The sequence below is a fragment of the Pseudomonas sp. JAI120 genome, assembly GCF_014207255.1.
Classification (GTDB): Bacteria; Pseudomonadota; Gammaproteobacteria; order Pseudomonadales; family Pseudomonadaceae; genus Aquipseudomonas.
The window spans coordinates 1-14,399 of sequence record NZ_JACHCZ010000005.1; the positions used below are offsets into that span (position 1 = coordinate 1).

At 60.4% G+C, this 14,399-nt stretch carries 13 protein-coding genes and 1 pseudogene; 8 read left to right on the forward strand and 6 right to left on the reverse strand.

The window, feature by feature from the left end; genetic code table 11:
- Together HDC32_RS23795 and HDC32_RS23800 are read left to right on the forward strand one after the other, a co-directional pair.
- The coding region (locus HDC32_RS23795) for an RHS repeat-associated core domain-containing protein (protein WP_184745731.1) at positions 1-791 on the forward strand (791 nt) is incomplete at its 5' end.
- Positions 788-1,108: a contact-dependent growth inhibition system immunity protein gene (locus HDC32_RS23800; protein WP_184745733.1), complete on the forward strand. Its 321-nt coding sequence runs from the start codon at positions 788-790 to the stop codon at positions 1,106-1,108. The genes HDC32_RS23795 and HDC32_RS23800, both read left to right, overlap by 4 nt.
- Positions 1,109-1,234: 126 nt before the next feature.
- Here HDC32_RS23800 and HDC32_RS23805 read toward each other — a convergent pair whose 3' ends face one another.
- The 3 genes and pseudogenes from HDC32_RS23805 to HDC32_RS23810 all read right to left on the reverse strand — a co-directional run bounded on the left by HDC32_RS23805 (position 1,235) and on the right by HDC32_RS23810 (position 3,286).
- Positions 1,235-2,464, reverse strand: coding sequence for a M20/M25/M40 family metallo-hydrolase (locus tag HDC32_RS23805; RefSeq protein WP_184745735.1), 1,230 nt, complete (start codon positions 2,462-2,464; stop codon positions 1,235-1,237).
- Between the two features lie 49 nt (positions 2,465-2,513).
- Positions 2,514-2,663, reverse strand: a pseudogene (locus HDC32_RS32120) (diguanylate cyclase AdrA); the annotation flags it as partial.
- A complete protein-coding gene (locus HDC32_RS23810; RefSeq protein WP_145338889.1) occupies positions 2,654-3,286 on the reverse strand; it encodes a LysE family translocator in 633 nt (210 codons plus the stop codon). The pseudogene HDC32_RS32120 and the gene HDC32_RS23810, both read right to left, overlap by 10 nt.
- Positions 3,287-3,410: 124 nt before the next feature.
- Here HDC32_RS23810 and HDC32_RS23815 point away from each other — a divergent pair, with 124 nt between their 5' ends.
- From HDC32_RS23815 to HDC32_RS23825, 3 genes are all read left to right on the forward strand, one after another.
- Complete coding sequence (locus HDC32_RS23815) at positions 3,411-4,823, forward strand: PLP-dependent aminotransferase family protein (RefSeq protein ID WP_184745737.1); 1,413 nt, start codon at positions 3,411-3,413, stop codon at positions 4,821-4,823.
- A 238-nt stretch (positions 4,824-5,061) separates the two neighbouring features.
- Positions 5,062-6,312 (forward strand): ribonucleotide-diphosphate reductase subunit beta, encoded by a 1,251-nt coding sequence (locus tag HDC32_RS23820; protein ID WP_003173711.1) that lies wholly within the window; start codon positions 5,062-5,064, stop codon positions 6,310-6,312.
- A 52-nt stretch (positions 6,313-6,364) separates the two neighbouring features.
- Positions 6,365-6,853, forward strand: coding sequence for a DUF1289 domain-containing protein (locus HDC32_RS23825; RefSeq protein WP_131696531.1), 489 nt, complete (start codon positions 6,365-6,367; stop codon positions 6,851-6,853).
- Between the two features lie 200 nt (positions 6,854-7,053).
- Here HDC32_RS23825 and mdeB read toward each other — a convergent pair whose 3' ends face one another.
- Positions 7,054-9,729 carry an alpha-ketoglutarate dehydrogenase gene (gene mdeB, locus HDC32_RS23830; RefSeq protein WP_184745739.1) on the reverse strand — a complete coding sequence of 892 codons (2,676 nt, stop codon included), beginning with the start codon at positions 9,727-9,729 and terminating at the stop codon, positions 7,054-7,056.
- A gap of 190 nt (positions 9,730-9,919) precedes the next feature.
- Here mdeB and HDC32_RS23835 point away from each other — a divergent pair, with 190 nt between their 5' ends.
- From HDC32_RS23835 to HDC32_RS23845, 3 genes are all read left to right on the forward strand, one after another.
- Positions 9,920-10,846 carry a class I SAM-dependent methyltransferase gene (locus tag HDC32_RS23835; RefSeq protein WP_184745742.1) on the forward strand — a complete coding sequence of 309 codons (927 nt, stop codon included), beginning with the start codon at positions 9,920-9,922 and terminating at the stop codon, positions 10,844-10,846.
- A 148-nt stretch (positions 10,847-10,994) separates the two neighbouring features.
- Entirely contained in the window at positions 10,995-11,711 is a 717-nt protein-coding gene (pcsA, locus tag HDC32_RS23840) for a phosphatidylcholine synthase (RefSeq protein WP_090404995.1), read from the forward strand.
- 194 nt (positions 11,712-11,905) lie between these two features.
- Positions 11,906-12,685, forward strand: a complete 780-nt coding sequence (locus tag HDC32_RS23845) for a TSUP family transporter (RefSeq protein ID WP_131696534.1) — start codon at positions 11,906-11,908, stop codon at positions 12,683-12,685.
- On the opposite strand, the gene nudC is transcribed toward HDC32_RS23845, so the two are convergent.
- Complete coding sequence (gene nudC / locus HDC32_RS23850) at positions 12,653-13,486, reverse strand: NAD(+) diphosphatase (RefSeq protein ID WP_131696535.1); 834 nt, start codon at positions 13,484-13,486, stop codon at positions 12,653-12,655. The two genes, HDC32_RS23845 and nudC, sit on opposite strands and share 33 nt — an antisense overlap.
- 5 nt (positions 13,487-13,491) lie before the next feature.
- The gene (locus tag HDC32_RS23855) at positions 13,492-14,304 is read right to left on the reverse strand and encodes a crotonase/enoyl-CoA hydratase family protein (RefSeq protein ID WP_131696536.1); all 813 of its coding nucleotides are present in this window, start codon (positions 14,302-14,304) and stop codon (positions 13,492-13,494) included.
- Between the last annotated feature and the right edge of the window lie 95 nt (positions 14,305-14,399).

Consider the following 14,399-nt stretch of genomic DNA (forward strand, 5'->3'; position numbering starts at 1 on the left):
TCAGGCCGCTGGTCCTGTTGGAAGGCTTCGGCCCAAAAGACACCAAGCCCTACCACTACCAACTCGACCACCTCGGCACGCCGCAGGAACTGACCCACCCCGACGGCGAAATCGTCTGGTCCGCGCACTACCGCGCCTACGGCCAGATCAGCCGTCTCGACAAAGGCAAAATCGACAACCCGCTGCGTTTTCAGGGCCAGTACTTTGATCAGGAAAGCGGACTGCACTACAACCGTCATCGCTACTACAATCCGGATGTCGGTCGCTACCTGACGCCTGATCCGGTGAAGTTGGCAGGTGGGATCAACACGTACCAGTACGTGCCCAATCCGACGGGGTGGGTGGATCCGTTAGGGTTAAGCTGTAAGATTGGAAATTGCCCGGATTCAAAAAACGATTTAACAAAAAAAGCACCTCCTGGAGTATTAACTACTCACGAGAAGGCTGGAGGACACCTGATTGAAAAACATGTCGGTCGAACAGACGAACAGTTAGCGGCAAGATTTGAATCTGAACCGCACATCCCAGCCTCATCCACCTTCAAAACTCTAGAAGAGGCTGAGGCTATAGTGTCCAAAAGCTTGACTGCACACCAGCAAGAAATAACTACATTTTTAAGTGGAAACAAGGAAAAACTCCTAATTAAAGACAGCTCAAGTCAACCCGTAGGGGTAAGCATTCTAAATGGAGCAACAAAATCCGTACCTGTTTATAAGTTCCTATTAGTCATAAAACGAGATCCTAAAATGCCAGATGGCTATCTATTGCTAACAGGATACCCAGAAAAATGAATGAACCATTAACAGAGCTACAACAATTTTTTGGTGCTTACTTTAATCAGGATTGGGCGGAAGATCATTCATCGGCCGATGATGTCATCGATACATTTCTACTAGACTCGCCTAGAGAAATAATCATGACAGTAAAACAGGAAATTTTAGAGCTGATAAGTTCGTATACCAACGAGCCAGACCTTCAAGAAAATTTACTGCATATACAGCATTGCTATTACTACTATCCATACCAATGGGCCTCAGGCCCGTTATGGCTAAATCACATAGTTCGAAAGTTTGATGAACACCTACAAAAAAACCCATATTCAACTTAAAAATCAGCCGTATAACGATCTTTGCTATTAATATTTTGGCCTGCTGCGCAGTCCACGCAGGGCAAGCCTGCTCACCACAAGGAATGAAGGCTCAGCCAAGTTGAATGGGTGAGCCTCCCAGGCTGATCAGCGTTTACTCAGCTCCATAATCATCCGACTCAGCAAGTAGATCCGTGGCGCCACGCTCTCCACCTCCGCATACTCCTGCGCCGTATGAATATTCCCCCCCACTATCCCAAACCCATCCAACGTCGGCGTGCCCACCCCGGCTGACAAACTGGCATCCGCCGCGCCGCCGCTGCCTTCAATGGTTAACTTTTTACCCAGCTCCCCATAAATGCCCTGGGCAATCGCCACCAGCTTGTCCGACTCCGGCGTCTGCGGCATGGGCGGCAGGCCGCGTTTGAGGGTGGTGGTCACTTCGGTTTCCGGGATCAATTTGTTGGCGGAGACCCGCACCAAGTCCTTCTCGATCCGATCGAACTCTTCCGGCAACGCTGCACGCACGTCGGCTTTGGCGGTGGCTTGGTCGGGGATGACATTGGTGCGGTCGCCCGCGTTGATCACGGTGAAGTTAATCGTGGTTTTCTTTTCTTCATCGCCGAGTTTGCCCAGTTGCAGAATCTGGTGCGCGGCTTCCATGGCGGCGTTGCGCCCCAGCTCCGGGGCGACGCCGGCGTGGGCGGCTTTGCCTTTGACTTCGACCACGGCGGTGGCACTGCCTTTGCGCCACACCACCAGGCCGTCGGCGGGGCGGCCGGGTTCGAGGTTCAGGGTGACGTCGTGGGCCTTGGCGGTGTTGCGGATCAAGTCAGAGGCGATGTCCGTGCCGGTTTCTTCGCTGGCATCGAGCAGGAAGGTAATCTGTGCGTAATCCTTGAACCCTTGGTTCTTCAGGACTTTGAGCGCGTAGATCCCGGCGACGATGCCACCTTTGTCATCCATCACGCCGGGACCATAGGCGCGGCCATCCTTGATGTGAAACGGACGTTCGGCAGCCGAGCCTTCCTTGAAGACCGTGTCCATGTGGGCCATCAGCAATATCTTGGCCTTGCCGCTCCCCTTGAGGGTGGCGATCACATGGCTGCTGTTGGCGGCGGCATCCGGCACCCGTTCAATCGTGAAGCCCAGCTGCTTGAGTTCATCGACGGCGATGTCACTCACCTGGGTCAGGCCTGGCCCGTAGCCGGAACCCGAGTCGATATTCACCAGGCGCTCCAGCAGTTTCAGGGCCGGGGCCTTGTACTGCTCGGCGTCCGCCTGGATCTGCTTGTGGGGTTCGGCGCTGTAGGCCGGGAGTGCGAAGGACAAGGCCAGCGTGGCGGCCAGGAGGGAACGCGGGAAGGTGAAGAGCATGAACCGATCCTTGTTGTTTGTTGGGGTGCGGCCTCACCCTACCCCACTGAACCGATCGCAACCAAGTGCCTTGCACCGAACTGACCCGGTTGGGCCCGCTGCTCTTGGCTTCATACAGCGCCAGGTCTGCATCGTTGAGCCAACGGGTGGAATCGGCGTGTCCCGGTTGATACGGCGCCAAGCCGATGCTCAAGCTGGAAAGCCCCGGGCCAGCATCCACGCCACCCCCAGCAACAGCACCGCCATGACCCGCTGCAACAACACGCGGCGCCTGGGGTTTTCCAGCACTTGCTTGATGCGCTGGCCGAAGTAGCAATACAGGCAACCGCTGGCAAATTGCAGCACCAGGAAGGTCGCCCCGAGGATGGTGATATCCGCCGCCGAACTGTGCTCCCCTGCCCCGGTGAACTGTGGGAAAACGGCGCTGAACATGATGAGGGTCTTGGGATTGGAAAACCCGGTGAGCAGCCCTTTGCCGAACAGGCTCCGTGTGCCCTCCACGGCAGCCGCCTTGCCGATCGACGCGCCGCTGCTGGTCCACTGCTTGTAGGCCAGGTAAAGGATGTAGGCCACGCCGACACACTGAATGGCCTGGGTAATGGCGAGATTGCCCTTGATCAGTTCCGAAAAACCCACGGCAAAGATCAGGATCGAAATCAGGTACGACACACTGGCACCGAGTTGCGCCGGAATCGAACTGCGCAAGCCGCTCTTCAAGCCCAGGCTCAACAACAGAAGGGTCATGGGGCCGGGGCTGAAGGTCATGGTGGCGCAAAACAGCAGGAAGTAGAGAAACGAAGAGTGCGTCAATGCGCTGGTCATGGCCTTGGACCCGGGGTGAGAAGGCCTGCAGTGTAGGCAAGCGACGTTGCACAAGGCAGGTAAAGTAATGCCTAATCCGGCCGAACTTCACCGGTAAAATCACCGGCAAACACAAGGAAGATTCATGCTTGTATCCGCCATCGCCTTTGTAGACGGCACGCCCAAGGTGCAGCAGATCGTCGAGGCGTTCAGCCAGTTCATCGAGAGCGGCGAATGGGCACCCGGCAGCAAGTTGCCGTCGGTGCGGGAGTTGACCCAGACCCTGGGCGTCAGCAAGTTCACCCTCAACGAAGCCCTCGACCGCCTGCGCGGGCGCAACCTGCTCACCTCCAGCCAGGGGCGTGGCTACTTCGTGGCGATGGACAGCGCGCGCCCGGCCTCGGTGGCGTGGGTCGACCTGCTGCCCCAGGACCTGCTCAGCGTCTTGCGTCGCCCGCTGGTCACCGTCGGCGGCGAGTTGTGCCCCGGCGGCGGCCACCTGCCGGAAGCATGGCTGAGCACCGAGGCCATCCGCCAAGCCATGCGCAGCGTGGTGCGCGCGCCGTCGTTACGCATCGCCGGGCTCGGCACGCCAGCTGGCTTATTGCCGCTGCGCCAGGCCTTGCAACAAAAGCTGCACGGCGAAGGCCTGTCGGTGCCGGTGGAACAGATCATCACCACGCCCAACACCGTGCAAGGCCTGGACATGCTGATGCGCCTGCTCGCACGCCCCGGCGACACCGTGCTGCTCGACGCTCCGTGCTATTTCAACTTCCACGCCAACCTGGCGCTGCACGGCGTCAAGGCGGTGACCATCCAACGCCGCCCCGACGGTTTCGATTTCGCCGCCCTCGAACAGCTGCTGGCCGAACACCGCCCCAGCCTGTACCTGACCACCAGCGTGCTGCATAACCCCACCGGCCATTCCTTCAGCCCCAGCCAAGCGTTTCGCCTGTTGCAACTGACCCAGCAGTACCACTGCCATATCGTCGAGGACGATCTTTACGGCGACCTGCACCCCAACCCGCCGCCGCGCCTGGCCGCTGTCGCCGGCCTGGACCAGGTTACCTACCTGTCGGGCTTCTCGAAGATCCTCAGCGCCAACACCCGGGTCAGCTTCGTGGTGGCCGCGCCGCAACTGGCCGCCAACCTGACCAATATGAAGTTGATGAGCGGTGGCGTGACCTCGGAGCTGTTCGAGCAGATCGTCTATCGCATGCTCAGCGAAGGCAGCTATACCAAGCACCGCAAGCGCATGGTCCAACGCCTGATGGAGGCCGGCGGGCGCGTGGAGCAATGGCTCCGACGCTGCGGGTGCGATTTGACGATGGCCTACGAAGGCGGCATGTTCATCTGGGCACGCCTGCCACCGGGTGTGAACGGCGAGTGGTTGGCCCAGGAAGCGTTGAAACACAGCATGGTATTGGCGCCGGGCACGCTCTTCGGCTACGACCCGGCCCATCGCGATTCGATGCGTTTCAACGTGGCCCACAGTGATGAGCCACGGGTGCAGCAGGTGTTTGAAGCGCTGTTACTGAAGGCCGTGCGCGGGTCCTGAACGGCAGCGGCGGTTCTGCCGCCCCTGCGACGTTCGATCCATTCTTGTTCGTTGACCCGTTCGGTTACACACCATATAGTGTGCCCACAAACAGAACAGACCACTACATAGTGTGCAGTATCGGTATTGACCGACCACACTCTGCGCAGTATTTCAATGCCTGGCAGCCTGCAAATCAGATTTTTTTGGACGGGTTCACACGCCGTCAAAACAGAACAGAACAGAAGGGAGTATTTCAATGCTGAGTTGGGATGAAGTCGACAACGAGGACACCGGTGCAGCTGTAATCAAGGGCGCCAACGCCGGCCACGCCAGCGAAGCCAACATGGACCGTCTCGACGGTGCCGGCGCCGCCGCCGCCCTGGAAGCACGCAACGTGACCGCCAACGACTCCGCCGCGATCATCCGTGCCAAGGCTGCCCTGGACAAACTCGACGTCGCCGAAGGCCTCGCCGAACTCGAAGGCGCCTCCGCCCGCGTCGCTGTTGACGAAAAGCGCATGATCAACTGCCGCGCCGACCTCAACCAACTCGTGCCCTTCAAGTACGACTGGGCCTGGCAGAAATACCTCGACGGCTGCGCCAACCACTGGATGCCGCAAGAGGTCAACATGACCGCCGACATCGCCCTGTGGAAAAACCCCGAAGGCCTGACCGACGACGAACGCCGCATCGTCATGCGCAACCTCGGCTTCTTCTCCACTGCGGATTCGTTGGTCGCGAACAACCTGGTGCTGGCCGTGTACCGCCTGATCACCAACCCGGAGTGCCGCCAGTACATCCTGCGCCAGGCCTTCGAAGAAGCGATCCACACCCACGCCTACCAATACTGCATCGAATCGTTGGCCATGGACGAAGGCGAGATCTTCAACATGTACCACGAGATTCCATCGGTCGCCAAAAAGGCAGCCTGGGGCCTGAAATACACCCGCTCGATCTCCGATCCGAAGTTCGAAACCGGCACCGTCGACACCGACAAGGAACTGCTGCGCAACCTGGTCGCCTACTACTGCGTGCTGGAAGGCATCTTCTTCTACTGCGGCTTCACCCAGATCCTCTCCATGGGCCGCCGCAACAAAATGACCGGCGTGGCGGAACAGTTCCAGTACATCCTGCGCGATGAGTCGATGCACCTGAACTTCGGCATCGACGTGATCAACCAGATCAAAATCGAAAACCCACACCTGTGGGATGCCGAGATGAAGGAAGAAGCGACCCAGATGATCCTGCAGGGGACTCAGCTGGAGATTGAATATGCGCGGGATACCATGCCGCGTGGGGTGCTGGGCATGAACGCGGCGATGATGGAGGATTACCTCAAGTTCATCGCTAACCGTCGTCTGTCGCAGATCGGCTTGAAGGAAGAGTATCCAGGCACGACTAACCCGTTCCCTTGGATGAGTGAAATCATGGACTTGAAGAAAGAGAAGAATTTCTTTGAGACCCGTGTGATCGAGTATCAGACCGGCGGTGCGCTGAGCTGGGATTGATTAAAAACGGCCCCTTTCTGGGGCCGTGTTGTTTCACTTGTCGATGTTTTTTATGCCCAATCAAACCATCAAGACGCCCTGCATAGGCCTGTGTTCCACCGTTTACGGGGACCTGGTCTGCCGGGGTTGCAAGCGTTATCACCATGAAGTGATCCAGTGGAATGGCTACAACGCCGAGGAAAAGCAGGCGGTATGGCTGCGCCTTGAGCAGTTGCTGGTGCAGGTGATGGCCAGCAAGCTGGAAGTGTTCGACCCACAGCGCCTGCGCCAGCAACTGGAGGACCGCAAGATCCGCTTTATGCCGCACCAGTCGCCGTATTGCTGGGCATATCAGCTGATTGCCCGGGGCGCGCGGGTGATTTCCAGGCTGGATGCGTATGGGTTGGCGTTGTTGCCGGAGTTTCGCGAGCGCAGCCTGGCGGATTTGCGCGATGCAATTGACCGGGAGTTTTTCCTGCTGTCCGAGGCGCATTACGAACGGTATATCGCGCCGGGGTTTATCAGGGACGCCTTCGGACCTGCCCTGATCGCCACGCTTTAAAACTCAGCGCAACACTAAAATGTGGGAGGTCACACTGCCTCTTCAACGTAGCGCTGTCGCGCAGCAAACTGGAACTTCTGTGGCGAGCGGTCGCCCGACATTGTTCAGGCAAGACTCAAGACTTCAGGGTGAAATTTTAACCTCTTAAAATCAGTCAGTTATTTTAAGGTTGATAAGAGGGAGCTTGCCCCCTCCCACATTCAGACCCAGGAAGCTGCGCGATCCACCTGCACGCCATACCGTTCAATTGCCTGCTGGCATACGTGCCGTTCAAGACTGCCCTGCTCTACCAACGCGGTAAGCGCCGCCAACACGATGTGATGCCGATCCACCTCAAAGAAATCCCGCAGCGCCGCCCGTGTATCACTGCGACCAAACCCGTCGGTGCCGAGCACGGTGTAGCTTGAGTCCAGATAGGACGCAATCATCTGCGGGACCGCGCGTACGTAGTCGGACACGGCAACCACCGGCGCACCCGCCGGTAAGCAATCATGCAGATGACTGACGCGCTTGCCGGCCTGTGGATGCAAGCGGTTCCAGCGCTCCACTTCCCGTGCCTCCCGTGCCAGTTCGCTGAAACTGGTGACGCTGTACACCTCGCTCGCCACGTGCCAATCCTCAGCCAGTAACCGCGCGGCAGCCTGGGCTTCACGCAGCAAGGTCCCCGAACCGAGCAGGCGTACCTTAGCCTCAGCGGCGCGCTCCAGGCGATACATACCCTTGATAATCGCCGCCTCCACGCCTTCGGGCAGGCTCGGCTGCGGGTAGTTTTCGTTCATCAGGGTCACGTAGTAGAACTCGTCCACGTCATGCTCCAGCATCTGGCGCATGCCGTGGTCGAGAATCACCGAAAACTCCCCTGCAAACGCCGGATCGTAGGCGCGGCAGTTGGGCACGGTGGCGGCGGTGAGATGGCTGCTGCCGTCCTGGTGCTGCAAGCCCTCGCCGCCGAGGGTGGTGCGCCCGGCAGTGGCGCCGAGCAGGAAACCACGGGCACGCTGGTCGGCGGCGGCCCAGATCAGGTCGCCGACGCGCTGGAAGCCGAACATCGAGTAGTAGATGTAGAACGGCAACATACGCAGGCCATGCACCGAGTAGCTGGTGGCCGCCGCCACCCAGGAACTGATGGCACTGGCTTCACTGATGCCTTCTTCAAGAATCTGCCCGTCGGTGGCCTCGCGGTAGCTGAGGATCGAGCCGATGTCTTCCGGCTCATAGCGCTGGCCGACGCTGGAATAGATGCCGATCTGCTTGAACAGGTTGGCCATGCCGAAAGTACGCGCCTCATCCGCCACGATGGGCACGATGCGTGGCCCGAGCGCCTTGTCCTTGAGCAGGTTGGTCAGCATGCGCACGAAGGCCATGGTGGTGGACATTTCCTTGCCGTCGGCCGCCGTGGCGAAGCCGGCGTAACCGCTCACGGGCGGTACGTTCACCGGTGCTGCGGCCTGGCTACGGCTGGGCACATAACCGCCCAGGGCCGTGCGCCGCTGATGCAGGTAGCGCAACTCGAGGCTGTCATCCGTGGGTTTGAAGAAGCTCAGCGATTCGGCCTGCTCATCGCTCAGCGGCAACTGGAAGCGGTTGCGGAACGCGAGCAACGCCTCGCGATCAAGCTTCTTCTGCTGATGAGTGGTCATCTTGCCCTGCCCGGCCTCGCCCATGCCGAAGCCTTTTTTGGTCTGGGCCAGGATCACCGTAGGCTTGCCCTTGACCCGGCGCGCCGCATGATAGGCGGCGTGGATCTTGACCATGTCGTGGCCGCCACGCTTGAGGCGGTCGATTTGCTCATCGCTCATACCCTCGACCAGCTTGGCCAGCGCCTCGCTCTGGCCGAAGAAGTGTTCGCGGTTGTAGGCCCCGTCCTTGGCGGCGAAGGTCTGGAATTGGCCGTCCACGGTGTTCGACAACGTGTTGACCAGTAAACCGTCGGCGTCCTTGGCGAGCAAGGCGTCCCAGTCCGAACCCCAGACCAGCTTGATCACGTTCCAGCCAGCGCCTGCGAACAACGCCTCCAGTTCATCGATGATCCGCCCATTGCCACGCACCGGGCCGTCGAGGCGTTGCAGGTTGCAGTTGACCACCCAGGTCAGGTTGTCGAGGCCTTCACGGGCGGCCAGGGTCAGGGCCGACATGCTTTCCGGCTCGTCCATCTCGCCGTCGCCGAAGACACCCCACACGTGGCGCTCAGCAGTGTCCTGCAGGCCGCGATGCTGCAGATAGCGCATGAAGCGCGCCTGGAAAATCGAACTGATGGGGCCAATGCCCATGGAACCGGTGGGAAACTGCCAGAAGTCCGGCATCAAGCACGGGTGCGGGTAGCTGGACAGCCCGCGGGCGCCGGCCTTGGCGCCGCCGAGTTCCTGGCGATAGTGGGCCAGGTCGTCCGCGCTCAAGCGCCCCTCAAGGAAGGCGCGCGCATAAATGCCGGGGGCCGAATGCGGCTGGTAGAACACCAGGTCGCCGCCAAAGTCGTGGTTGCGAGCGCGGAAAAAGTGGTTGAAGCCCACCTCGAACAAATCCGCAGCACTGGCGTAGCTGGCAATGTGGCCACCGAGTTCGCCATAGGCCTGGTTGGCCCCCACCACCATGGCCAGGGCGTTCCAGCGCACCAGTGAGGCCAGGCGCTCTTCGGTAGCCAGGTCGCCGGGAAACGCCGGCTGCTGCTCGACGCTGATGCTATTGATGTAGGGCGTGCCGTGGCGGGGCTTCCAGTCGATGTGCGGAGCGCTGGCGTCGCGAGCCAGCAGGTCCAGGATCTGGCGTGCGCGCTCAGGGCCCGCATTGGCTACCAGCGAAGCCAACGCGTCACGCCATTCGTCGAGCTCTTGTTGATCCTGGGCTGTGTGATTCACTGCAGTCGCGATACCGTTCATGGGCACCTCCGGGCTTTTTTCCAGTTTATGTCGGTGCCTGAGGATTTTTTGCCTGTTATCAGGCGCAGCTTGCAGCATTTTGAGCATGAATCACTGCCCACAGGCGTTTTTCCAGCACGTTGTGCTCAATCAACCCGAAACCTCACCATTGTGTTTAAAATGCCGCCCGCTCAACGAACGACGCTCAACGATGAACCCAGACGCACTCGCCAACCTGCACGCCCACCTGCTCACCGCCCTGGCCAGCGCCCCGGCTGAAACCCGGCGCCTGTTCCACGGCCGTGGTCGCTGCTGGCCGGGCCTTGAGCAGTTGACCGTAGACTGGCTGCAAGGCGTGGTGCTGGTCGCGCTGTTCAAGGCGCCCGAAGCGACACACCTGGATGCGTTGAAACAACTGTTGATCGACTTCGACTGGGCCCCATTCGGCGCCCACACCGTCGCCCTGCAACACCGCTACCTGCCACAAAGCACCACCGAATGGCTGGTGGGCGCAGCCATCGACGAGTTGACCATCACCGAAGGCGGCCTGCGTTACCTGATCGACCTGGGCAAAAAGCAGAACAGCGGGCTGTTCCTCGATATGCGTTACGGGCGCAACTGGGTGCGCGAACAGGCCAAGGGCCAGCGCGTGCTCAACCTGTTTGCCTACACCTGCGGGTTCTCGGTTGCGGCCATCGAGGGCGGCGCCAGCCACGTGGTGAACCTGGACATGGCCCGTGGCGCCCTGAGCCGGGGCCGCGATAACCACCGCCTCAACGGTCATGACCTGAGCAAGGTCACCTTCCTGGGCCACGACCTGTTCAAATCCTGGGCCAAGGTCACCCACAGCGGCCCCTACGACCTGGTGATCATCGACCCGCCGTCCTTCCAGAAAGGCAGCTTCCTGCTGACCAAGGACTACCAGCGCGTGTTGCGCCGCCTGCCGGATTTGCTCACGGCCCAGGGCACTGTCCTGGCGTGCATGAACGATCCGGCCTTTGGCGAAGACTTCCTGATCGACGGCGTCACCCGCGAAGCACCGGGCCTGCGCTTTGTTGAACGGCTGCAAAACCCGCCGGAATTTCCGGATATCGACGCCCAAAGCGGCCTCAAGGCACTGGTGTTTCGCCAAGGCTGATGCTGAAACTTCCTACGCTTGCTACGCTATGTGATGCGCCGGGTGGTGAACCTTATGCCCCCCTTCCCGGTCGATACCTGCATTCCCCGGCCAGACTCGACAGCGTCACGTTGTCGGCTGCCCCGTTTCACCTTTTGGAGAACCGCCCGTGATATCGACCCTGCATGTAGCCAGAATCAAAGCCTGGGGCGCCCACGGCTTCACCGCCACCGGTGTGGTATTGGCCTTCCTGGCCACCCTGGCGCTGCTGGAAAACTCACCCAAGGCCTGCCTGCTCTGGCTGGGCCTGGCCTTGGTAGTAGACGGCGTCGATGGTTCCCTGGCGCGGCGGGTGAATGTCAGCACGGTATTGCCCAGCTTTGACGGCTCGGTACTGGACCTGGTGATCGATTACCTCACCTATGTGTTTATCCCGGCACTGTTTATCTACCGCTATATCGACCTGCCGGACTTTACCCACCTGTTCACGGTGTCGGTGATCCTGGTGTCATCGCTGTTCTGCTTCTGCAACGTGAACATGAAGAGCAAGGACAACTACTTCGTCGGTTTCCCCGCCGCCTGGAACGTAGTGGCCTTGTGCGTGTACATCATCCAGCCGGCCGCCTGGGTCACCTTGCTGACGGTGATCGGCCTGGCCCTGCTGACCGTGACGCCGATGAAGTTCTTGCACCCATTTCGGGTCAAGCGCTTCATGCCGATCAATATCGCAGTGACCACCATCTGGTTGCTGTGCAGCTTTTTGATGGTGGTGGATTATCCCAACACCAACCCGTGGACGTTTGGGTTGTGGTCAGTGATGTCGGCGTATTTCCTCGGGATTTGCGTGTGGCGCACGGCGCTGGAGTGGATGGGAACCCACAAATAGCCAGATGAACACAGTTCAACTGTGGGAGGGGGCTTGCTTCCGATTGCGGTGTGTCAGTCAGCTTATCTGTCACTGATACACCGCAATCGGGGGCAAGCCACCTCCCACATTTGGTTCTGCGTACATCAGGCAGGTAAGATGGCAGCCCTTCGCACAGCGCTTTGCTGCGCACTGCCAACCATAAGCCCTGCCCAATGCCCTTCGAACTCAGCGTAGACCTCACCACCCTCGCCATTCTCGCCGTCGTGGCCTTTATTGCCGGCTTTATCGATGCCATCGCCGGCGGCGGCGGCCTGCTTACCACCCCGGCGCTGCTCACCGCCGGGATGCCGCCCCATCTGGTACTGGGCACCAACAAGCTCAGCTCCACCTTCGGCTCGGCCACGGCCAGCTTCACCTTCTATCGCCGCAAGCTGTTCCACCCGCGCCAGTGGGTGCATGCGATCGTCGGCACGCTGATCGGTGCGTTGGCCGGTGCGGTGGTTGCCCACTACCTGCCCGCCGAAACCCTGAACAAGATGCTGCCGGTGATCGTATTCGGTTGCGGCGTGTATTTGCTGTTCGGTGGCACGCCCAAGGCGCCGCTGGACGCCGACGCGCCGATCAAGAAGAAATGGCAAGGCGCCCAGGGTTTTGGCCTGGGCTTCTACGACGGCGTGGCCGGCCCCGGTACCGGTGCGTTCTGGACCGTGAGCACGATGCTGCTGCACCCCATCGACCTGGTGAAGGCCAGCGGCGTGGCGCGCAGCATGAACTTCGTCAGCAACGCGGCGGCGCTGTCGGTGTTTATCATCAACGGCTCGGTGGATTGGATTGTCGGCCTGGCAATGGGGATTTCGGTGATGTGTGGCGCATTCTTTGGCGCCCGCAGCGCGATCAGCGGCGGCGCCAAGTTCATTCGCCCGGTGTTCATCACCGTGGTCCTCGGCCTGACCGTGCGCCTAGCCTGGCAGCACTGGTTCAGCGTGGCCTAGGCGACGGGCCAGGTAGAGGTCGATCAGGTAACGCGCAATCGAGCGTGATGCCGGCAACGGCGGCAGGTCGTGGATGCTGAACCACTGCGCGTCCTCGATCTCGTCAGCCTGGGGCACGATGTCGCCACCGGCGTACTCGGCATGGAAGCCCAGCATCATCGAATGGGGGAACGGCCAGCACTGGCTGCCCATGTACTGGATGTTCTTGACCTCCACCTGCACTTCTTCGCGCACCTCGCGGATCAGGCAGTCTTCGGCCGACTCACCCGGCTCGGCAAAGCCGGCCAAGGTACTGTAGACCCCGGTGACAAAACGCGGCGAGCGCGCCAGCAGGATCTCGTCGCCACGGGTCACCAGCACGATCATGCTCGGCGAAATCCGTGGGTAGCTGCGCAGGTCGCAGGCCTGGCAGTACATCGCCCGCTCCCGCGGCACCTGGACCATCGCCTGGCCGCAACTGCCGCAGAACCGATGCTCGCGCGCCCAGGTGCCGATCTGCGCGGCGTAGCCCAGCACTTTGTACAGGGTGTGATCACCTTGCAGCATGAAGCCGCGCAGGCCCTGCCAACTGCAACCTTGCACCTCGCCCGCCGAGTCGAGTTCCAGCAGGTACACCGGCTCACCGTCGAGGTGGCCGATGCCGTGCTCGGCAAACACCGAAAGGTCCTGGCGCTTGAGCCATTCCCGAGGGAACAGCGGGCCATTGGCGTCATGCAAAAAGCCGTCGCGGCTGCGGGCGACAGCCCAGCCGCCGGGGGCGTCGTTGTCCAGCAGCGTTGTGGTAATCCAGCCTGGGGTCATGTCAGTCAATCCACGAATTCGGGTTTCTGCTTACTCATATGGGCCGCGATGGCCACGCGCAGGTCGTTGGATTGCAACATAGCCGAGTTCCAGGTGGCAACGTATTCCAGACCGTCATTGACCGTATGGTCACGCATGTAGCTGATCATGGCTTTGGTGCCGGTGACCGCAATCGGCGACTTGGCGGCGATTTCATGAGCGATTTCAAACACGCCGGCCAACAGGCTTTCCTGGTCGGCATACACACGATTGACCAGGCCGATGCTGCGCGCTTCCTCGGCACCGAACTGGCGACCGGTGTAGGCCAGCTCACGCAGCATGCCATCGCCGATGATGCGTGGCAGGCGTTGCAGGGTGCCGACGTCGGCGGCCATGCCGATGTCGATTTCCTTGATCGAGAATTGCGCGTCTTCAGCGGCGTAGCGCATGTCGCAGGCGCTGATCAGGTCGATGGCGCCACCGATGCAGTACCCCTGGATCGCCGCCAGTACCGGCTTGCGGCAGTTGTCGACGGCATTGAACGAGGCTTGCAGCTCGAGGATCTTGCGGCGCAGCAAGCGTGCATTGCGGCCCACGTCCTTGCCGAAGTCATTGGCCACCGAGGCCAGCATCATCAGGTCGATGCCGGAGGAAAAATGCTTGCCGGCACCGCTGAGCACCACGGCGCGTACGGCATCGGTGTCTTCGACCCATTGGAAGATGTCGATGATCTCGGTCCAGAACGCGGCGTTCATCGCGTTGATCTTTTCCGGGCGGTTGATCTGCACATGGGCAACGTTGCCGGTGAGTTCGACGACGAAAGCTTGGTATTCGGACATGGCAGTGATCCCTGGCTGGCGAGTGATAAGGCCCGAACTATAACAAGGCTACGTGACGGCGCATCGGCCAAAAGCGGGACTGGCAACGGCGATGG